Genomic DNA, 19,505 nt, shown 5'->3' with positions numbered 1-19,505 from the left:
GCATGACAAAACAAGCTTTGCTTGAAGTCAGCAATCTAGTCCGGGAATTCCCTGCTGGCGAAAGCACGATACAAATTTTAAAAGGCATTGACCTGACCATTTATGAAGGTGAACTGGTTGCCATTGTCGGCCAGTCTGGTTCTGGTAAATCGACCCTCATGAATATTCTGGGTTGTTTGGACCGACCTACGAGTGGTAGTTACAAGGTTAATGGACAAGAAACAGGTAAACTTGAGCCAGATCAGCTGGCTCGACTACGCCGTGAATATTTTGGTTTTATTTTCCAACGCTATCATTTACTTGGTGACTTATCTGCTGAGGGTAACGTTGAAGTTCCAGCTGTTTATGCAGGTGTTACACCTTCTGAGCGTAAACAACGCGCAACGGCTCTACTGACTGAATTAGGTTTAGGTACTAAAACACTTAATAGACCAAGCCAACTTTCTGGCGGTCAGCAGCAACGTGTTTCTATTGCCCGTGCGCTGATGAATGGCGGTGACGTTATTCTGGCAGATGAACCGACGGGGGCACTCGACTCTCATAGTGGTGTTGAGGTGATGCGTATCTTGCGTGAACTCAATGCTGCAGGTCACACTATTATTTTAGTCACCCACGATATGCAAGTTGCAAAAAATGCGACTCGCATTATCGAGATTAGTGACGGAGAAATTATTAGTGACCGCCCTAATGTTCCAGATCAAGCAGCTGAACCAATCAAATCTGATCCTGATGCGGCGCCTGCTTTACAAGGTAAACAGAAGAAAGGCAAAAGTATTTCTGCATGGCGCTCTACTTTAGACCGTTTATCTGAAGCCTTCCAAATGGCTTTACTGTCTATGAATGCCCACCGCATGCGTACTTTTTTAACCATGCTTGGGATCATTATTGGTATTGCATCGGTTGTTACGGTTGTCGCGCTAGGTAAAGGCTCTCAACAGCAAATTTTAAGTAATATTAGCAGTCTAGGAACAAATACGATTACGGTATTTCAGGGCCGTGGTTTTGGTGACAACTCTAAAACTGCAAGTTTTAAAACCTTGGTGCCTGCCGATGCCGATGCGTTAATGACTCAACCGTATGTTAGTGCAGTCAGCCCAATCGTTAGTACATCCAAAACCATGCGTTATCAACAAAATGAAGCTAACGCGACCATTAATGGTGTGAGTAACGATTATTTCGATGTGAAAGGTTTGGTCTTTAAAGATGGACAAACTTTTGATCAACGTAGTGTTCGTGATCGCTCACAGGATGTGGTCATTGATACCAATACTCAAAAACAATTTTTTAGTGACGGTACTAACCCAATCGGTCAAGTAGTCTTACTTGGTAGTGTACCTGCTCGTATTATTGGTGTTGTTGAGCCACAAACAAGCGGTATGGGTTCAGATGACACGCTAAATGTCTATATGCCTTATACAACCGTAATGAGCCGTATGTTAGGACAATCTAATGTACGTAATATCGTGGTTCGTATTAATGACAAATATTCAACTGCTGCCGCAGAAAATGCGATTGTGAATTTATTAACCCAGCGCCATGGTGCACAAGATATTTTCACTATGAACAGTGACAGTATCCGTCAAACCATTGAGAAAACAACCAGCACAATGACACTTCTAGTTTCTGCAATTGCCGTAATTTCACTGGTGGTTGGTGGTATCGGGGTGATGAATATTATGTTGGTTTCGGTGACTGAACGTACTCAAGAAATCGGTGTACGTATGGCCGTAGGTGCGCGTCAAAGTGATATTTTGCAGCAATTCCTGATTGAAGCAATTTTAGTGTGTTTAATTGGTGGTGTGCTTGGCGTCTTATTGTCGCTTGGACTTGGACAACTTATTAATAAATTTGCTGGTGGTAACTTTAGTGTGGCTTATTCAAGCACCTCAATTATTGCAGCCTTTGTCTGTTCAACACTGATTGGGGTCGTTTTTGGTTTCTTACCAGCCAAGAATGCCGCGAAACTTGACCCTGTTGCCGCACTATCTCGAGAATAAGGAAAATTGCATGTCTTTCTCTATGACTAAACTCAGCACAGCACTCCTTCTCACAGGTTCTCTTGTAGGATGTGCGGCTGTAGTAAAAACACCTTATGAAACACCTGCAGTACAAGTTCCGGGTAGTTTTCAATATGACACAGCAAAAACAAAAACCATGTCTGCCGATCAATATTCTGACCGTTGGTGGACGCTTTTTAACGACGCACAGCTCAACCAACTCGTAAACAACGTATTAGAACGTAATAGCGATTTAGCAGTTGCAGGTATTACTTTAAAGCAAGCCCGTCTACAAGCTGATTTAACCGCTAACAAACAAGGCTTGCGAACGAGCTCTAGTGTTTCTACAGGACATTCTTTCGATTTAAATTCGGGAGATGACAGTGCTAAAGGTCTTTCCATGAGTGCTGGGGTAAGCTATGAGCTTGATTTGTTTGGTAAGCTTGCCCGCCAAACCGAAGCAAGTAAATGGGAAGCTTTAGCGACTGAACAAGACTTACAAGCTACGGGACAAAGTTTAATTGCAACTACTGCCAAACTTTATTGGCAACTGGGTTATTTAAATGAGCGCTACACAACTGCCCAGCAAAGTCTAGCAACCTCTCAAAAGCTTTATGACTTGGTACAGATTCAATATAAAGCTGGTGCCGTTTCAGGTGTAGATCTGACTCAAGCAGAACAATCAGTACAAAGCCAGAAAGCGAGTTTAAGCCAAATTGAACAACAACTGGTTGAAACTCGCACAGCCATTGCGGTGTTATTGCATGAACCATTGCAGCAATTAAATATTCAAGAGCCAAAGCGTTTACCACGCACTGCTCTACCTGCAATTGGTGCTGGCTTACCTGCCGACATTTTATCGCGCCGCCCTGATTTGCAAGCAAGTGAGCTACGTTTAAGAAAAGCATTAGCCACTAAAGATGCTACTAAAGCGAGCTACTATCCATCGATTAGCTTAACCAGTAGTTTGGGCTCAAGCAGCACATCGTTAACAGAGTTATTACGTAACCCTGCCCTCACGCTTGGGGCAAGTTTGAGCTTACCGTTTTTGCAATATAACGATATGAAGAAAGATATCGCGATTAGCAATCTAGATTATGAAAAAGCGATTATTCAATATCGTCAAACGCTTTATCAGGCTTTTGCTGATGTAGAAAATGCTTTATCGAGTCGTACCGAACTCAACAAACAAGTAGCATTACAAGAGCGTAATGTTGAACTTGCAGAAAAAACTGAACGTTTAACCGAAGTCCGTTATCGCTATGGTGCTGTTGCATTAAAGACTCTTCTCGATGCACAGCAAACCACACGTACTGCACGTTTAAGCCTCGTTGAAACCAAGCAAAGCCAATACAACGCGTATGTCACTCTCATGCAAGCTTTAGGTGGTTCACCTGTAAAAGAACTGCCGAATTAATAGCACTATAGATGCTATTTCTTTATTCAATTAGAGTTATCAGCTCATTTTCGAAGGGCTGGTAACTCCTGATTATTATGCATCTTGACGAAAATATTGTTTTTATATGTCGATAAAAATAAGATAGAAAATCCAATTAATTATATTTTATTATTACAACGATATATCAAAAGAGACTAGTTAAATGCACGAACCTTGGGTAAATGGAATTATCAAAAAGTGGACTTTAGACAACATTGGAGATGAGCTATATGAATTAATAATTCACAAAGAAAAAAATGTCATTTGTACATATGGGCGTTTTGCTCATTCGAGTGGTTCAAAGTCTGTTTCTTTCGAACAATTTATAGCAGGTGAACTTGATGACTTAATTTCTAAAACAATGGGTGAAGATATATTAAACCAAGCAAAAGAATATATGAGAAAACAAATAGTATAAATTGCTTAACTATGTACTTTTGCCACATAAACTCTGCGTAGCGATATAAAATCACCAAAGTACGGCTTAACAAATTGGATATTCAAGTATTTATTAAATTATAAACAGGTCTCTTAACATGGATAATAATAACAATACGCATAAAGTTCACCTTCTCCTATATATTTGGGATCGTCAAAATTTAGACCAATCGAATAATTGGGCGGTTGCATATAAAACGATTGAGATGCCATTTATTCCTTTCATTGGCTTAGAAATTGACTTTCCTTTTGAAAGAAACCAAAAAATCAAATCTATTAAATGGAGCATGGAGAGCAATTCATTTTCCTGCACTCTGCAAGATGAATTCTCGCGCTGCGGTATAGATGATCCTATGTTTGATGAATGGCTTGAATATTACAAAGATCATGAATGGTTTATTGAAGGACCATATCCCAAAACCGAATAATTAGACTATAGACCTATATTTATATTAATTTTGAAATGACATAAAAAGCGAAAACAGATTGTTAAAACAAAGCCGCTATAAAAGCGGCTTTGTTAAATAATTTAGAGCAATCTAATTATTCATCATCCATCATAGATTGGCTCATACCTACAGTATTGAAACCAGCATCTACATATAGAATTTCACCAGTAATACCTGAAGCCCAAGGTGAGCATAGGAATAATGCTGCGTTACCTACTTCTTCAATCGTTACGTTACGCTTTAACGGCGCAACTTTTTCATTGGCATCTAACATTTTACGGAAAGACTTAATACCAGATGCAGCCAAAGTACGGATTGGACCCGCAGAAATCGCGTTTACACGGATACCATCAACACCAAGGCTTGATGCTAAATAGCGAACACCAGCTTCTAAAGAAGCTTTTGCCATACCCATTACGTTGTAGTTAGGCATAACGCGCTCAGAACCTTGGTAAGTCAAAGTTAATAAACAACCTTGGCGAGCTTGTAATAAAGGTTTTGCAGCACGTGCCATTGCAACAAAGCTGTATGCACTGATGTCATGAGCAACTTTAAAACCTTCACGGTCAGTCACGTCAGTGAAGTCACCGTCAAGTGTATGTGCAGGTGCGAAGCCAATTGAGTGTACAACACCGTCTACACCATCCCAATGTTTTGCAAGTTCTGCAAATGCATTATCAATTTCAGCATCAACAGCAACATCACATGGAAACACAAGCTTAGAACCGAATTGCTCAGCAAATTCATCCACACGTTTTTTTAATTTTTCGTTTGGATAAGTAAACGCAAGCTCTGCACCTTCACGGTGTAATGCTTGTGCAATACCAAAAGCAATTGATAATTTACTAGCAACGCCTGCAATCAAAAAGCGCTTACCTGCTAAAAGTCCTTGTGTCATGCCGATCTCACTCAAAACAATTTCAAGCATAATGCCAATATTCGGCGGTTTTCGAAATTGCATAATGCATCTTTTTTCAAAAATCGCACGAAAAAAAATCGCTCCTGATGAGGAGCGACTTCTAGATGAATTCAATCTTAGTCGTCAGACAATAAACCCAGTAAGCGTAAGAAAGAAATATACATCCATACTAAAGTTGCAAGTAATGCGATACCACACAACCATTCCATGAATTTTGGTGCACGATAAGCTGCATTAGTTTCGATTAAATCAAAATCTAAAATTAGGTTAAGCGAAGCAATGACCGCGACGAATGCAGCAAAACCAATACCTAACCAGTTACTTTCAAAAATATAAGGAACACTTGAACCAAATGCTAAACGCATGATCATCTGCACAATAAATACAATAAAAATTGCCAAAGATGCAGAGATTACAACTGACTTGAACTTTTCAGTTGCGCGGATAATTTGGAATTTATATAAACCAAACATCACCAAAGTGGTGACAAAGGTTGCTAATAAAGCCTGAAGTGGAACACCTGGGTATTTCAACTGGAAAGTAAACGAAATACCACCTAAAAAAGCCCCTTCAAATAAGGCATACGGAATTGCCAATGTTGGCGCGGTCGTTGGTTTAAACGTTGTAATTAAAGCTAAAACCAAGCCACCAATTGCACCCACAATTGAAGCCGCGTAAGCAATACCAACATTTGCAGTAAAGGCTGAATAGAAAAATAAAGCGACACCCACTGCAGCTGCAATGACCGTCAACATAACAGATTTTTGAATGGCACCTTGCACAGTCATCGGTTGACTATAATCACTGACCGTTTCAACACGCGTCAGTATCGGGTTATTACTTTGCATAAATGCTCTCTTTTTATAATAAAAATTTAAAATATCATTTTAAGCAAAATGAATATGAAAGCCAAATTAAGCAATCGGCATTATTGTAACAAGGTCCTTTAAGTAATAAAAAAGGAGGCAATAGCCTCCCTTTCATATCACGTCTACAACGTAATCAATCTTTACCATCTGTATTCATGATAAAGAAATATTCGCGGTAATATTTCAACTCTGAAATTGAGTCACGAATATCATCCATTGCTAAATGTGATGCATTTTTTTTCAGGCCACTCATAATTTCAGGACGCCAGCGTTTTGAAAGCTCTTTTACCGTAGATACATCAAGATTACGATAATGGAAATACTGCTCAAGTTCAGGCATAAGACGGTGTAAGAAACGGCGATCCTGACAAATTGAGTTACCGCACATTGGTGAAACTTTTGGATTTACCCATTTTTTTAGGAATTCTAAAGTTTGTAACTCAGCATCACGGGCTGTTAACTTACTGCGACGGACTCGTTCAATCAGTCCAGACTGCCCATGTTGACGAGTGTTCCATTCATCCATTGCATTTAAAATACGATCAGGTTGATGAATAGCCAAAACTGGACCTTCGGCAAGTACATTTAAATGATCATCTGTAATAATTGTTGCGATTTCAATAATTTGATCATTATCGGTATCTAATCCGGTCATTTCCAGATCAATCCAAATTAATCGTGTATTTAAAGTACTGCTCATGAATGTACGTTCTAAAATGCCGTAAAAACATCAATAGTAGCAAATTTCTTGCTTCCGCGCTGTAATTCTATAGCTGCTTCATGCTATTTTTGCGGTCTTCAAACAATGGTTTTTTTGGGATATGAATGGCTTTAATTCGTAAGCGTCGTTTAACTGAACAACAGCAACGTCGTATTGAAAAACAGCATAAAACTCGCCAAGAAGAGATCGATACTTCACAGGATCTAGACGGACTCGTTGTACAACATTATGGCCGTCAACTTGAAGTACAAGCCCTCTCTGTACCTGAGGAGCATCACCCAGAAAAACCACAAGTTGCCGAAGGAGAACCAGAACCATTCTGGAAGCCGATCGAACTCAATAGCGTTTGGCGTTGCCATACTCGAACTAATCTTGAGTTACTTGTAACTGGTGATCGTGTTAAATGGCAGGCAGATCCAAATACTGGTTTAGGCATTATTACAGCCATTCACCCACGTACATCTTTACTTACCCGCCCTGACCGCTATCACAAAGTTAAACCAGTGGCCGCGAATATCAGTTTGATTGTGATTGTATTTTCACCGCTTCCTGAACCAGCTCCAACGTTAATCGATCGATATCTAGTTGCTTGTGCAGACGCTAACATTCCTGCTCTTTTGGTCCTCAATAAGTCTGATTTACTCACTGAAAATGACCCAATTCTTACCTTATTAGAAGAATATAAAACCTTGGGTTATGAAGTGATGATTTGTCAGTCCAAGAAGGGAGATATCTCTGCTTTATCTGAGCGTTTAGATGGTGAAACCGTAGCATTTGTAGGGCAATCAGGCGTAGGAAAAAGCTCTTTAATTAATGTGCTCATTCCAGATGCAGAGCAAAAAACTAATGTTATTTCTGAAAATTCTGCACTTGGACAACACACGACAACCTCTACGCGCTTAATCAACTTCGGTAAAAATGGTGCCTTAATTGATTCTCCGGGAATTCGTGAGTTTGGGCTTTGGCATCTCGATTTAGAAAAAATTCGTATGGGCTTTCCTGACATTGCCGCACATCTAGGATCTTGCCAATTCCGTAATTGCACACATACTCATGAAAAGAATTGTGGGCTTAAACAGGCCGTTGAAGCGGGTGAAATTTTGCCACGACGTTTAGATAGCTTTTTGCGTTTAATCGATGAGATTCAAGAAGCGCAGCAAAAAAACTGATTTTCTGCCCTATTTGCCCTTGAAGTGGTGATTTTGATCACCATCTATATACGCTATACTCTAGGTCAATTTTGTTTTTTAATTTTTTTAGGTGACTTGTGGAACGCTGGTTAGAGTTTATGGGGAATCACCCCATTTTGTTTGGTACGCTCGGAGTCTTGATCGTGTTGTTCTTCATTTTTGAAGGTCAACGTAACGGTCGTAAAATTTCTCCACAGTCGCTTGGTATTTTAGTGAAAGCGAAAAATGCTCTTTTGATTGACTTACGCGATAGCAAAGATTTCCGCGAAGGTCACATTAGTGGCAGTCGCAATATTCCGTATAGCCAAATCGCAAGTCATGCTGACGAATTAAAAGCAAGTGACCGTCCACTGGTATTTATTTGCAACTTGGGGCAAGTTGCTGGAAGTGCTTTGCAAAAAGTTGCTCACCACGATAGCTATCGTCTTGATGGTGGTATTAGTAACTGGAAAGCACAAGGCTTACCTCTTGTTAAAAGCAAACCAAAAGCTTAAGGAGAATTATCATGGCTGCAAATGTCATTGTTTACTCAACTTCTGTATGCCCGTATTGTGTTCGTGCTAAACAGTTACTTGAGCGTAAAGGTGTTGCTTATAAAGAAGTAAATCTTTCTGTTGAAGCACCAGAAGTACGTGTTGAATTAATGCAACGCACAAATCATCGTACTGTCCCACAAATTTTCATTAACGATCAGTTTATCGGTGGTTTTGACCAACTTTATGCTTTAGAGCGTGAAGGTAAACTCGACGAATTATTGGCTTAACATCGCATCCATATTAAGGAAAAAACAATGAGCGAAGAACAACAAGTTCAACCACAATTAGCTTTAGAGCGTATTTATACAAAAGATATTTCTTTTGAGGTTCCTGGGGCGCAGGTTTTTACTAAACAATGGCAACCTGAACTTAATATCAATCTTTCTTCTGCTGCAGAAAAGATTGACCCAACTCACTTTGAAGTTTCTTTAAAAGTTGTGGTACAAGCCGATAACGACAACGAAACAGCGTTCATTGTAGATGTAACTCAATCAGGTATTTTCTTGATCGACAACATTGAAGAAGAGCGTTTACCTTATATTTTAGGCGCATATTGCCCAAATATTTTGTTCCCGTTCTTACGTGAAGCTGTAAATGATTTAGTAACTAAAGGTAGCTTCCCACAGTTACTTCTTACTCCAATCAACTTTGATGCCGAGTTTGAAGCTAACATGCAACGTGCTCAAGCTGCTGCTGTTGAAGGTCAAGCTTAATTTTTTAGCTTCTCCTTTTAATAAAAAAAACCGCGTATTACGCGGTTTTTTTATGTGTGCTATTTAGATTTAACGGTCAAGTGAGTGAAGCTGAATAGACGGAAACTGAAAACCACGGCAAGATAACTCTGAACGCCATGCCACGGTTAATATCATATTGCCAACAATAAAATTCTGATAAGCAAATGTCCCATTAAGTGGGTGAGAACAGACTCCACCATGATCGGTAGGATGTGCCTGAGTATTTAACGTATTTAAATCTAAACGTATACCTAATCCTGAAGCTTTTAAAACGGCTTCTTTTGTGGTCCAGACTTTGAACCAATATTCTCTATCTTGTTCTAAGCTTAGCCATGTTTCATATTCATCGGGATGAAAGGCATGTTTTGCTAAAGCATCTAAGCGTACATTTCGATCCAGTTCCTCAGCATCTACCCCAATATCTTTAACTTGTTCGCTCATGGCTAAAGCGTAGTATTGTTGGCTATGTGAGTGATTAAAATGCAAAGTGTGATTCAATAAATAAGGTTTACCATGTTCATGCTTGGCAAACTCCAATTCCATTGACGTGAGTTGGAGTTTCTCTGCAATCAGTCGATTTCTGACACTCTGTATTTGTTGTTTTTTATAATGATTAAATGAACGGAAGTCTGGAAAGTTTTGTTGTTCTTGTTTTAAAAACTCATTGAGCTTTCCTATATAAACTTCAATTTTCCTATCATTCATCTTTCTAAATCCATCCCATGAGGGACTAAAGCTAATATAAAAAATACCAATAACTTATTAAACCATGTAATAAAAAACCCAAAGAAAACTTTGGGTTTTTGAACAATAAAAAACTTAACGGTTAAATTTTTTCTCTGCTTTCTTAAATTTCTGAATATAACGACGGCGACGTGCAGCAGTACGTTCATCAACCTGACTCTTACGACCTTCAAACGGGTTTTCAGAAGTTTTAAAGTCAATACGAACTGGTGTACCTTCGAGTTTATACACTTTACGGAACACGTTTTCTAAATAACGGCGATAATCGGCAGGTGTCTTATCAACCTTATTACCATGAATCACAATAGTCGGTGGATTCTGACCACCCATATGTGCATAACGCATTTTAATACGACGACCGCTAATCATTGGTGGTTGATGGGCTTCTGTCGCATCACTCAAAATTTGAGTCAATTTAGCTGGTGATACTTTTAAGTTCGCAGACTCATAAGCACGGTGGATAGAAGGATATAAATCACCTACCCCAGTTCCATGTAAAGCAGAAATTAAATGGATTTTTGCCCATGGAATAAAGTCAAAACGACGTTCAACATCAAGCTTACACTGCTTGCGGTCGTATTCAGACATGTTATCCCATTTGTTGATGGCAATAACCATGGCACGACCAGCTTCAAGCGCATAGCCAATTAAATGCAAGTCTTGCTCAACAATACCTTCACGCGCATCGACTACAACCACGACAACATGTGCATCTTTCATTGCTTGCAAAGTTTTAACAATTGAGAACTTCTCAATCATTTCATCAACTTTACCTTTACGACGCACACCTGCTGTATCAATTAAGGTGTATTTACGGCCTTCACGCTCAAAAGGAATGTAAATCGAGTCACGAGTTGTACCTGGTTGGTCAAATGCCACCACACGGTCTTCACCAAGCAAACGGTTGACCAGTGTTGACTTACCAACGTTAGGACGACCAATAATTGCTAAGCGTAAACCAGTATCTTTGTCATGTTCTTCAGGGTTTTCATCTTCTGGAACTTCTGCAAGTACATCTTCCAGCATTTGCTGTACGCCACGACCATGGGTCGCTGCAACTTGTAATGGTTCACCCATACCAAGTTTATAGAACTCAACCAACGCTGCTTCAGCATGAACACCATCTACCTTGTTCGCAACAAGATAAATTTTCTTGCCTAAAGTACGTAGTTCACGAGCAATTTGCTCATCAGAAGCTAACAATCCAGCACGAGCATCAACCACAAAAATAATAATATCTGCTTCATTGATCGCTGTTTTTGACTGCTCGGCCATGTAGTTATCGATACCGCCTTCACTCTCACCGATACCACCAGTATCAACAACAATGAAAGACTTATTTTGATAAGTCGCATCACCATATTTACGGTCACGAGTCAGACCCGCGAAGTCGGCTACAAGTGCATCACGACTCTTGGTAATCTGGTTAAATAACGTTGATTTTCCGACATTCGGACGACCAATGAGCGCAATAACGGGTTTCATACAATAACCTTAATTCAAGACCAGCCATATCTCATGGCATGAGCATTAGAAACAATACAGGAGATATATTTTAAGGTCAGATATGACCATAATAAAAGACGGGGCTTTGAACTGATTTAATTCAAACACCCCGATATTTTTTTAACAGCGTAATTTGTTAAGCGGCTATTTTAGCACAAGCAAACGAAATTAACGATTCTGCCAAATACTTAAATCGCCTTTTCTGGTCGAAACGTAAAGTTGGTTCTCAATAACACGTAATGTATTGACCTCACCACTTGTTTTTGAACGACCAATCAACTTACCTGTTGCAGGATCAACAAGATGTAATACGCCATCTAAATCACCAACAATAAGATCCGATCCCAACACAACAGGGTTACTTAAATGACGGTTTAATAAACTATCATTTTGCCAAACTTGTTCGCCTGTCGTTAAATCATAAGCAGTTAACTTACCATCAGTTGATGAAACAAATACTTTATTGTCATAAACTTCTGGACGCTTCGTGCTGCTTGAGTCTTCACTCCAAACTACACGTTGAGAAGCTAGATCAGTTACAGTCACTTGTCCTTGGAAACTAGTCGTTACCATAAACTGTCCAGCAACAGTAGGATCACCATCGATATCAATCAAACGTTGAATATCAGAACGACCTTCACTTACCGCAACACGGCGTTGGAAACGTGGAATACCACTAATCGTATCAATTGCATAAACATACGCATTTGCAGATGCGATTAATACGGTACGCGGATCAAGACTCACCGGTGACGCCTGACCACGTAAACTAAATTGGACATTTGGCAATTTATAAGCCCAAACTTGTTGGCCTGAAGCAGCATCATGGGCAAATACAGTACCATCATTAGCAATGGTAATAACGCGTCCAGACTGAACTAAAGAAGGACTTAATAGTGCACCAGATAACTGCGCAGTCCACTTTTGTTCACCTGTTGCCTGATCTAAAGCAAAAAGTTGACCTTTACTATTACCAACAACAACAATTCCTTCAGCAGCTTCAACACCAGAGCTCAAGCCTAATTTGCTGACTTTTTTCTCCCAAATGCGTTCCTTGCCACGATATGCAGCGACCTCACCTTTTGGGTCAAGCGTAAAGACCACGCCCTCACTTGCATCAAGCTGCAAACGTAACGGATCTGCCTTATCAGTAGAAGAAACACTGCGCGAAAACACGGGTACTAGAGTCTTTTTCGACTCAGTCAATTTCGGTAGCGGATTTGGTTTTGCTTCTTTTACTTTGTTGCTAGAACATCCCACCAGTACAGCTGATGCGATTGCAATTGCCAAAGGCAGTTTGAATTTCTGATTCATTAAGACTCTTCCACCTGTGTTTCCAAAATTGGGCGCTCAATCTGTGGATCTTCAACTAAAACGCCAACACTTTCGAGTTTAATTTGTAAAATTTGTCGTTCTTGTTTACGTTCCAGTAACGAATCCCATGCTGCCTGATACGCTTTTTTAGCAGAATCAACATCTTTCTTAGCAACAAAGATATCACCACGTAACTCTTCTACTGTTGCTTTAAACGCAGGATCGACGTTACCAGACAAAGTTTTCAGTGCTTCATCATATTTGTTTTGCGCCAATTGTGCATCTGCTAAACGCAATTTTACAACCTGAATCAAACCTTCATCTTTTACTTTTGAATTTTCGACTTTCTTCAATGCTTTTTCAGCAGCAGCATAGTCTTGTTTTTCATAAGCTAATTTTGCTAACACAAACTGAGTCTGTATCGCCTGAACAGAATCGATATCATCTTTTACGATTTTATCTGCCGATGCAGTTACCGAAGTTAAAGCATTAGGATTATCAGCACTTGCATTTGCCTCATCCATTAACTGTTGTACTTTTGCAGTTTCTGTCTGGCTGCTCGCAAGATTTCTTTTTTGCCAGTATTCCCACCCAAAAAAGGCAATCAATGCAATGAGAATCCCGCTAATCATGGCAGAACCATATTTTTTGGCGAACGACTTTAAGCTGTCGAATTGTTCTTCATCACTTACACTCATGTGATTGTCCTTTTCCAGATGTTTCAGTTTATTTTGTAAATTTTTCGATTAAGAATGGTACAAGCTCAGCCAGCGCAACTTGAGACTGCTCAGCTGTTGCTAACTCTTTGATAGCAAGTTGCTGCGCTTCCCATTCACGCTCACCTAAAATCATGGCGTAAACAGCCCCAGCCTGATCAGCTTTTTTCATCTGACTCTTCATGCTGCCTTGTGAACCTGTTTTGATTCGAATACTGCTATTTGCAGCTTCTAACTGGTCACGTAATTGTTCTGCTAAAATCAAAGCTTTGGTTTGATAAGCAGGTTCTGCAACCAAGAAGACTTCACAATCACGTATAACTTGAGCCTGTTCAACTTGCTCAACCAGAAGCAATAAGCGCTCCATCCCCATCCCAAAGCCAACAGCAGGTACAGATTGATCCGGCTTACCTTTTAGCTGACCAACAAGACCATCATAACGACCACCGCCGCACACAGTACCTTGCGAACCAAGTGCAGTTGTTGTCCATTCAAAAACGGTTTTGTTGTAATAGTCCAGACCACGCACCAATTTTTGATTAATGACAAATTTAACACCCGCAGCAGTCAAATAATCTTGCAATTGTTGGAAGTGACTTAAACTATCTTCTTTCAAAAAGTCATATAATTTCGGCGCATTTTCTAGAATTTTCTGAGTCGATTCAATTTTAGAATCTAAAATACGTAATGGATTTGTTGTTAAACGACGCTGTGAGTCTTCATCCAACGCATCTTTATGCTCGTTTAAAAACGCAACTAAAGCATTACGGTATTCTGTACGCTCATCTTTTTCACCCAAAGTATTTAACTCAAGTTGAACCATGTGATCAACGCCCATACGTTTCCATAAGCGAGCTGTCATCAAGATAACTTCAGCTTCAATATCAGGAGTCGCAACACCGAAAGTTTCCACACCAAATTGGTGGAACTGACGGTAACGTCCTTTTTGTGGTTTTTCATAACGGAACATAGGTCCCATATACCACACGCGTGGCGTAGCACCGCGCAACAAATTATGTTCAACCAATGCACGAACACAACCTGCTGTACCCTCTGGACGTAAGGTTAATGACTCTGGTGGATTACCTTTGTCGAAAAAGGTATACATTTCTTTTTCAACAATATCGGTAGCATCACCAATAGCACGTTTAAACAAGCCCGTTTGTTCAACAATCGGCAAACGAATTTGTTGATATCCATAAGCATCCATTAAAGATGCTAAATGTTGCTCGAGACGTCTCCACGCTACTGTTTGCGATGGCAAGATGTCATTAAAACCTTTGATTGCGACGATTGAACTCATGATGAACTACGAATAATTTCTTTAGATTTAGCTTCTTCAAGCTCTTGGACACGTTGACGAACCATAGTTTCGATTTCATCAACCAATTGATCGGTATCGATTAAATGGCTTTTTTCACCATTACGATAAACCAATGAGCGAGGCGCAGCCCCAACAACCCCGATGTCAGCTTCTTTTGCTTCACCCGGGCCGTTTACTTTACAACCAATTACCGACACATCCATTGGAGTACGAATATCTTCTAAACGCTCTTCCAATGCTTGCATTACCTGAATAACATTAAATTCTTGGCGAGAACAACTTGGGCAAGCAATAAAGTTAATCCCGTTAGAACGAAGCCCTAGTGATTTTAAGATATCGAAACCAATCTTGATTTCATCTTCCGGTTCGGCGGCAAGCGAAATACGCATCGTATCGCCAATACCTTCCATCAACAATCCGCCAAGGGCAATCGCCGACTTCACAGTACCTGTACGATAAATACCAGCTTCAGTCACACCTAGATGTAATGGGTTATCAATTTGCTTTGAAAGTAAACGATAAGCATCCATGGTTAAAAACACATTTGATGCTTTTACGCTGACTTTAAATTCATGGAAGTTGAGACGATCTAAAATATCAATATGACGTAGTGCTGATTCAAGCAGCGCCTCACCTGTAGGTTCGCCATATTTCTTTTGTAAATCTTTTTCTAAAGAACCCGCATTGACCCCAATACGCATAGAAATGCCATGATGACGCGCCGCAGCAACGACTTCACGCACTTTCTGGTCTGAGCCAATATTGCCTGGGTTAATACGTAAACAGTCTGCACCATAGTCTGCAACTGCCAGAGCAATTCTATGGTCAAAGTGAATATCAGCCACCAATGGAACTGAAACACGTTTACGGATCGCACCAAATGCCTCAGCAGCCTCCATAGATGGGACCGAAACACGCATAATATCAGCACCTGCATCAACACAACGCTCGATTTGAGCAACGGTTGCATCGACATCGCAAGTTTCGGTATTTGTCATACTTTGCACACTAATAGGTGCATCGCCACCGACATACACCGAACCAACACGGATTTTACGTGTTGGTCGACGTTTAATTGGGTTCTCTATCATTGTATCGCTCAACTCATGGTATTAGCGGGATAAACGGAATTCTGCTTTACCGTTTACCGTATATGGAGACAATGAAATCTGTTCTTGGTTTAGACTTAATGACACAGCCGTTGCATCATCAAGACGAATCTGGAATGGAGACTCACCAGTTAAGTTTAAAGTTGATGACTGACGACCTGTCGCCAAAACTTTACCTGTTGCATCAACAATATGAACAGAAGTTGGTCGGTTAAAGTTTAACACCAATTGATCACCCACTGTTGAGGTGGTAGCCCCTTGCATAGGTAAAACTTCAACATTCGATTGATTTACTTTAGGTAAATCAGCATCTTCTTTCTTTGAAGTCCATTTTTGGACACCCATAACAAGCAATGACACAACAGCAAGAATTACAACAGCAAGAAGTGCGCGCTTTAACCATTTCTTATTACGATCACTATTAGAACCCGGGAGTTTACCCATGATTTTAATTGGCGAATTATTTAAGGCATGATTTGGTAACAGCCCAGTATCATTTGCATAAATCTCATCGAAACGCTGAATAATTGCCGTCGCGTCCGTATTTAAATATTTTGCATATGAACGGTAATAACCCTTAATAAAAGTCGCTTCCGGCAATGATTTATAGTCATCTTGCTCTAAAGCGGTCAAGGTCTTAACCGGCATATTTAAATCTGAAGAAACTTGCCCTAACTCTTTATTCTGAGCAACTCGAATTTGACGTAAATACTCACCAGGACGTTGAATATTTCCTAAAGCAGAAGTCGGTAAGCTTGAGCCAGTTGGCTGCTGTGAATTAGGATTTATTTCCATACGGCCTCAGTACTATACTGTAATTGCAAATAACGTTGATATTCTGGACTTTCCGGGAACAAAGCACGTAACTGGTTTACTAACACTTGCATTCCCATTTTATCCGCATTGGCTCGAGCCACTCTTACACCAATCCAAAGTGCTCTTGCACCCTGATTTTTCTGCCCCACTGTACGAACATATTGCTCATACATTTGTGTGGCAGCCGGAATCTGCTGCTGCAAATAAAAAATTTCCGCTAACTCTAACATTGAAATATAAGAGTCGCGGTTAGCAAGGAGTGCTTGTTTGAATGTTTTTTCAGCATTCGCAACATCACCCAATTTTAAATAAATACGCCCCAGATTTTCTAATGCCTGATAGCGTTGGTCATAACCTAATGTTGCGCCAGCAATACGAAATTGCTCAACCGCATCATTATAACGCTCCATTTGATATAAATAAGTACCATAATTATTATGTGCTTGAGCATTATCCGGTTCAGATGAAATTGCTCTTTTAAAATAATGTTCTGCTTTTTCTAAATTGGGTTTGCTACCTTCTTGCTGTAGCAAAATACCCATCATCATATTTGCAGTAGCATCGCGGCTATCTACACTTAAAGCTTGATCAAGAGCTCGCTTTGCTGAGTCCAAGTCACCCGAACGGATATGTTCAGCAGCAAGTTGTGTACGCACCTTTACCGCTTTCTCAGGGTCTTTTTTTTGCGTATGCGTTGTCTGGCAACCACTTACCAGAAATGCAACTGCAATCCCCATACATAAAACCGTTTTTAACTTTGGAATACTCAAAGCCTGCCCTCAATTTATCCTTGTGTACGCAAAATCTCTTGACGCTGTGTGACTTTTTTCTGCCACTGTTCAGCACGACGGGTTCTGTCAGCCACTTGACCCACTAACTGCCCACATGCAGCGTCAATATCATCACCACGTGTTTGACGAATCGTACACACAAATCCAGCATCAGACAAAGTTTTTTGGAACGAGATAATACGATTTCGGCTTGAACGACCATATGGCGCATGCGGGAACGGGTTAAACGGAATCAAGTTAATTTTACTTGGTAAATTTTTTAATAATTTAATCATTTGCTGTGCATGTTCAGGCTGATCATTCACGCCTTCTAACATCACATATTCAATCGTCACATGTTTACGCGTACTTTCATTACCATCTTTAGCAATATAACGCTGACATGCTGCAATTAACTGAGCCAATGGATATTTTTTATTAATAGGTACTAATTCGTTACGTAATTCATCGTTTGGCGCATGTAAAGAAATGGCTAAAGCCACATCAATATCTTTTGCAAGCTGGTCAATTTTTGGTACAACACCTGATGTCGATAAAGTCACACGACGTTTTGACATGCCATAAGCAAAGTCATCAAGCATAATCTGCATTGAGCTTAATACAGCATCATAGTTGAGCAATGGCTCACCCATGCCCATCATCACAACATTGGTCACTGAACGTTCGCGCTCGGCAACAGGCACTTCTTCCATATAAGAATAGTTTGCCATCCAGAGTTGCCCAATAATTTCATCTGGCGTTAAATCACGTTGGAAACCTTGTTTACCTGTTGAACAAAATGAGCAATCTAATGCGCAGCCCACTTGAGAGGAAATACAAAGCGTTTTACGTAACCCAGTTTTATCTTCAGCAGGAATTAATACAGTTTCAACTAAAGAACCTGCACCCTCACCTACGCGAAACACCCACTTACGTGTACCATCTTTTGAGTAATGACGGTGAACCACTTCAGGTGCTTTAATTTCACAAATCTGTTCAAGCTTCGCACGTAATTTGCCTGAAATATTGGTCATTTCAGCAAAGTCAGTAACAAAGTATTGATGTATCCATTTCATGACCTGTCCGGCACGAAACTTCTTCTCACCAATATCTTCAAAGAATTTTTCTAACTCAGGACGAGACATGCCGAGTAAATTCACTTTATTTTCGGCAGCAGGGATTACCGGCGTGGACGAAGATTGCTGCTGTCCATCAAGATTTTCAGATGAAACGACCACTGCAGAACTCATGTGTATTTACCTAAACCATGTCAAAAAACTGAAGATATTGTTCAAGAATCAAACAATATTCTCTTAAGAGAATAAAAAAACCAGATAAGTAGTATACCACTTATCTGGTTTGAATGCTTTCGATTAACGAGTGCGTGGGCAGATCTCGTTGTCAGCAAAGAAGTAAGCAATTTCACGCTCTGCAGAAGCAACTGAGTCAGAACCGTGAGCAGCGTTTTCGTCGATGCTTACAGCGAAGTCAGCACGAATCGTACCAGGAGCAGCTTCTTTAGGGTTTGTAGCACCTAAGATTTCACGGTGTGCAAGAACTGCGTTTTCACCTTCAAGAACAGATACTACAACTGGACCAGAAGTCATGAATGCAACTAAGTCACCGAAGAAACCACGTTCTTTATGCTCAGCATAGAAACCTTCAGCGTCAGCTTGAGAAAGGTGTTTCATTTTAGTCGCAACAATTTTTAAACCCGCTTTTTCAAAACGAGCAAAAATTTCACCGATGTGGTTTTTAGACACTGCATCAGGTTTTACGATAGACAAAGTACGTTCAATAGCCATGAGTGGCTCCTTTATTTTAAGATTTAAACTTTAAAAAATTTGCCGCATTATACCGATGTCATAGGCAATAATCAGCTTTGAATGTGTAAAAGTTGCGATTTTTTCTACTG

Annotated in this window: 21 protein-coding genes; 8 read left to right on the top strand and 13 right to left on the bottom strand. The window is 40.1% G+C overall.

Going from position 1 to position 19,505, the window contains the following annotated elements; all coding sequences use genetic code 11:
- The first annotated feature begins 2 nt into the window (after window positions 1-2).
- The 4 genes from HMPREF0013_RS18190 to HMPREF0013_RS18175 all read left to right on the top strand — a co-directional run bounded on the left by HMPREF0013_RS18190 (window position 3) and on the right by HMPREF0013_RS18175 (window position 4,301).
- The gene (locus HMPREF0013_RS18190) at window positions 3-1,997 is read left to right on the top strand and encodes a MacB family efflux pump subunit (protein ID WP_002114873.1); all 1,995 of its coding nucleotides are present in this window, start codon (window positions 3-5) and stop codon (window positions 1,995-1,997) included.
- Window positions 1,998-2,019: 22 nt separating this feature from the next.
- A complete protein-coding gene (locus HMPREF0013_RS18185) occupies window positions 2,020-3,414 on the top strand; it encodes an efflux transporter outer membrane subunit (protein ID WP_079377687.1) in 1,395 nt (464 codons plus the stop codon).
- Window positions 3,415-3,598: 184 nt separating this feature from the next.
- On the top strand, window positions 3,599-3,853 hold the full coding sequence (locus HMPREF0013_RS18180) for a hypothetical protein (RefSeq protein WP_002114885.1): 255 nt from the start codon (window positions 3,599-3,601) through the stop codon (window positions 3,851-3,853).
- A gap of 118 nt (window positions 3,854-3,971) precedes the next feature.
- The gene (locus HMPREF0013_RS18175) at window positions 3,972-4,301 is read left to right on the top strand and encodes a hypothetical protein (RefSeq protein WP_002115115.1); all 330 of its coding nucleotides are present in this window, start codon (window positions 3,972-3,974) and stop codon (window positions 4,299-4,301) included.
- A gap of 115 nt (window positions 4,302-4,416) precedes the next feature.
- On the opposite strand, the gene HMPREF0013_RS18170 is transcribed toward HMPREF0013_RS18175, so the two are convergent.
- The 3 genes from HMPREF0013_RS18170 to orn all read right to left on the bottom strand — a co-directional run bounded on the left by HMPREF0013_RS18170 (window position 4,417) and on the right by orn (window position 6,810).
- Window positions 4,417-5,220, bottom strand: a complete 804-nt coding sequence (locus tag HMPREF0013_RS18170) for an enoyl-ACP reductase FabI (protein ID WP_031944198.1) — start codon at window positions 5,218-5,220, stop codon at window positions 4,417-4,419.
- Window positions 5,221-5,357: 137 nt separating this feature from the next.
- Window positions 5,358-6,089, bottom strand: a complete 732-nt coding sequence (locus HMPREF0013_RS18165; RefSeq protein WP_002114711.1) for a Bax inhibitor-1/YccA family membrane protein — start codon at window positions 6,087-6,089, stop codon at window positions 5,358-5,360.
- Window positions 6,090-6,243: 154 nt separating this feature from the next.
- Window positions 6,244-6,810: an oligoribonuclease gene (orn, locus tag HMPREF0013_RS18160; protein WP_000099436.1), complete on the bottom strand. Its 567-nt coding sequence runs from the start codon at window positions 6,808-6,810 to the stop codon at window positions 6,244-6,246.
- Window positions 6,811-6,935: 125 nt separating this feature from the next.
- Between orn and rsgA the strand changes: the two genes are divergently transcribed.
- The 4 genes from rsgA to secB all read left to right on the top strand — a co-directional run bounded on the left by rsgA (window position 6,936) and on the right by secB (window position 9,270).
- Complete coding sequence (rsgA, locus tag HMPREF0013_RS18155) at window positions 6,936-8,000, top strand: ribosome small subunit-dependent GTPase A (protein WP_002114663.1); 1,065 nt, start codon at window positions 6,936-6,938, stop codon at window positions 7,998-8,000.
- A gap of 98 nt (window positions 8,001-8,098) precedes the next feature.
- A complete protein-coding gene (locus HMPREF0013_RS18150) occupies window positions 8,099-8,515 on the top strand; it encodes a rhodanese-like domain-containing protein (RefSeq protein ID WP_000443006.1) in 417 nt (138 codons plus the stop codon).
- A gap of 11 nt (window positions 8,516-8,526) precedes the next feature.
- Window positions 8,527-8,784: a glutaredoxin 3 gene (grxC, locus tag HMPREF0013_RS18145; RefSeq protein WP_002114715.1), complete on the top strand. Its 258-nt coding sequence runs from the start codon at window positions 8,527-8,529 to the stop codon at window positions 8,782-8,784.
- A gap of 27 nt (window positions 8,785-8,811) precedes the next feature.
- A complete protein-coding gene (gene secB, locus HMPREF0013_RS18140; protein WP_002115005.1) occupies window positions 8,812-9,270 on the top strand; it encodes a protein-export chaperone SecB in 459 nt (152 codons plus the stop codon).
- A 69-nt stretch (window positions 9,271-9,339) separates the two neighbouring features.
- Here secB and HMPREF0013_RS18135 read toward each other — a convergent pair whose 3' ends face one another.
- From HMPREF0013_RS18135 to ndk, 10 genes are all read right to left on the bottom strand, one after another.
- Entirely contained in the window at window positions 9,340-9,996 is a 657-nt protein-coding gene (locus HMPREF0013_RS18135; RefSeq protein ID WP_002114899.1) for a 4'-phosphopantetheinyl transferase family protein, read from the bottom strand.
- Window positions 9,997-10,110: 114 nt separating this feature from the next.
- Window positions 10,111-11,520, bottom strand: a complete 1,410-nt coding sequence (gene der / locus HMPREF0013_RS18130; RefSeq protein WP_002115095.1) for a ribosome biogenesis GTPase Der — start codon at window positions 11,518-11,520, stop codon at window positions 10,111-10,113.
- Window positions 11,521-11,709: 189 nt separating this feature from the next.
- Window positions 11,710-12,855, bottom strand: a complete 1,146-nt coding sequence (bamB, locus tag HMPREF0013_RS18125) for an outer membrane protein assembly factor BamB (RefSeq protein WP_002115136.1) — start codon at window positions 12,853-12,855, stop codon at window positions 11,710-11,712.
- Entirely contained in the window at window positions 12,855-13,553 is a 699-nt protein-coding gene (locus tag HMPREF0013_RS18120; RefSeq protein ID WP_002114884.1) for a YfgM family protein, read from the bottom strand. The genes bamB and HMPREF0013_RS18120 overlap by 1 nt, the downstream gene beginning before the upstream one ends.
- 28 nt (window positions 13,554-13,581) lie before the next feature.
- Window positions 13,582-14,874: a histidine--tRNA ligase gene (gene hisS / locus HMPREF0013_RS18115; protein WP_002114994.1), complete on the bottom strand. Its 1,293-nt coding sequence runs from the start codon at window positions 14,872-14,874 to the stop codon at window positions 13,582-13,584.
- Window positions 14,871-15,986: a flavodoxin-dependent (E)-4-hydroxy-3-methylbut-2-enyl-diphosphate synthase gene (ispG, locus tag HMPREF0013_RS18110; protein ID WP_002115078.1), complete on the bottom strand. Its 1,116-nt coding sequence runs from the start codon at window positions 15,984-15,986 to the stop codon at window positions 14,871-14,873. The genes hisS and ispG overlap by 4 nt, the downstream gene beginning before the upstream one ends.
- Window positions 15,987-16,007: 21 nt before the next feature.
- The gene (locus tag HMPREF0013_RS18105) at window positions 16,008-16,799 is read right to left on the bottom strand and encodes a helix-turn-helix domain-containing protein (RefSeq protein ID WP_002114935.1); all 792 of its coding nucleotides are present in this window, start codon (window positions 16,797-16,799) and stop codon (window positions 16,008-16,010) included.
- Window positions 16,790-17,590 (bottom strand): type IV pilus biogenesis/stability protein PilW, encoded by an 801-nt coding sequence (gene pilW / locus HMPREF0013_RS18100; RefSeq protein WP_002114699.1) that lies wholly within the window; start codon window positions 17,588-17,590, stop codon window positions 16,790-16,792. The genes HMPREF0013_RS18105 and pilW overlap by 10 nt, the downstream gene beginning before the upstream one ends.
- A gap of 14 nt (window positions 17,591-17,604) precedes the next feature.
- Window positions 17,605-18,840 (bottom strand): 23S rRNA (adenine(2503)-C(2))-methyltransferase RlmN, encoded by a 1,236-nt coding sequence (gene rlmN / locus HMPREF0013_RS18095; protein ID WP_002115097.1) that lies wholly within the window; start codon window positions 18,838-18,840, stop codon window positions 17,605-17,607.
- A gap of 123 nt (window positions 18,841-18,963) precedes the next feature.
- Window positions 18,964-19,395 carry a nucleoside-diphosphate kinase gene (gene ndk, locus HMPREF0013_RS18090; RefSeq protein ID WP_000963851.1) on the bottom strand — a complete coding sequence of 144 codons (432 nt, stop codon included), beginning with the start codon at window positions 19,393-19,395 and terminating at the stop codon, window positions 18,964-18,966.
- Window positions 19,396-19,505: the final 110 nt, after the last annotated feature.

The organism is Acinetobacter sp. SH024 (genome assembly GCF_000163635.1).
GTDB classification, from domain to species: Bacteria; Pseudomonadota; Gammaproteobacteria; order Pseudomonadales; family Moraxellaceae; genus Acinetobacter; species Acinetobacter pittii.
This window is presented reverse-complemented; position numbering and strand designations above follow the sequence as displayed.

Bases quoted from the DNA above. Each gene is read 5' to 3' on its own strand.
- HMPREF0013_RS18190 (WP_002114873.1), top strand. From the start codon at position 3: ATGACAAAACAAGCTTTGCTTGAAGTCAGCAATCTAGTCCGGGAATTC.
- HMPREF0013_RS18185 (WP_079377687.1), top strand. From the start codon at position 2,020: ATGACTAAACTCAGCACAGCACTCCTTCTCACAGGTTCTCTTGTAGGA.
- HMPREF0013_RS18180 (WP_002114885.1), top strand. From the start codon at position 3,599: ATGCACGAACCTTGGGTAAATGGAATTATCAAAAAGTGGACTTTAGAC.
- HMPREF0013_RS18175 (WP_002115115.1), top strand. From the start codon at position 3,972: ATGGATAATAATAACAATACGCATAAAGTTCACCTTCTCCTATATATT.
- HMPREF0013_RS18170 (WP_031944198.1), bottom strand. From the start codon at position 5,220: ATGACACAAGGACTTTTAGCAGGTAAGCGCTTTTTGATTGCAGGCGTT.
- HMPREF0013_RS18165 (WP_002114711.1), bottom strand. From the start codon at position 6,089: ATGCAAAGTAATAACCCGATACTGACGCGTGTTGAAACGGTCAGTGAT.
- orn (WP_000099436.1), bottom strand. From the start codon at position 6,810: ATGAGCAGTACTTTAAATACACGATTAATTTGGATTGATCTGGAAATG.
- rsgA (WP_002114663.1), top strand. From the start codon at position 6,936: ATGGCTTTAATTCGTAAGCGTCGTTTAACTGAACAACAGCAACGTCGT.
- grxC (WP_002114715.1), top strand. From the start codon at position 8,527: ATGGCTGCAAATGTCATTGTTTACTCAACTTCTGTATGCCCGTATTGT.
- secB (WP_002115005.1), top strand. From the start codon at position 8,812: ATGAGCGAAGAACAACAAGTTCAACCACAATTAGCTTTAGAGCGTATT.
- HMPREF0013_RS18135 (WP_002114899.1), bottom strand. From the start codon at position 9,996: ATGAATGATAGGAAAATTGAAGTTTATATAGGAAAGCTCAATGAGTTT.
- der (WP_002115095.1), bottom strand. From the start codon at position 11,520: ATGAAACCCGTTATTGCGCTCATTGGTCGTCCGAATGTCGGAAAATCA.
- bamB (WP_002115136.1), bottom strand. From the start codon at position 12,855: ATGAATCAGAAATTCAAACTGCCTTTGGCAATTGCAATCGCATCAGCT.
- HMPREF0013_RS18120 (WP_002114884.1), bottom strand. From the start codon at position 13,553: ATGAGTGTAAGTGATGAAGAACAATTCGACAGCTTAAAGTCGTTCGCC.
- hisS (WP_002114994.1), bottom strand. From the start codon at position 14,874: ATGAGTTCAATCGTCGCAATCAAAGGTTTTAATGACATCTTGCCATCG.
- ispG (WP_002115078.1), bottom strand. From the start codon at position 15,986: ATGATAGAGAACCCAATTAAACGTCGACCAACACGTAAAATCCGTGTT.
- HMPREF0013_RS18105 (WP_002114935.1), bottom strand. From the start codon at position 16,799: ATGGAAATAAATCCTAATTCACAGCAGCCAACTGGCTCAAGCTTACCG.
- rlmN (WP_002115097.1), bottom strand. From the start codon at position 18,840: ATGAGTTCTGCAGTGGTCGTTTCATCTGAAAATCTTGATGGACAGCAG.
- ndk (WP_000963851.1), bottom strand. From the start codon at position 19,395: ATGGCTATTGAACGTACTTTGTCTATCGTAAAACCTGATGCAGTGTCT.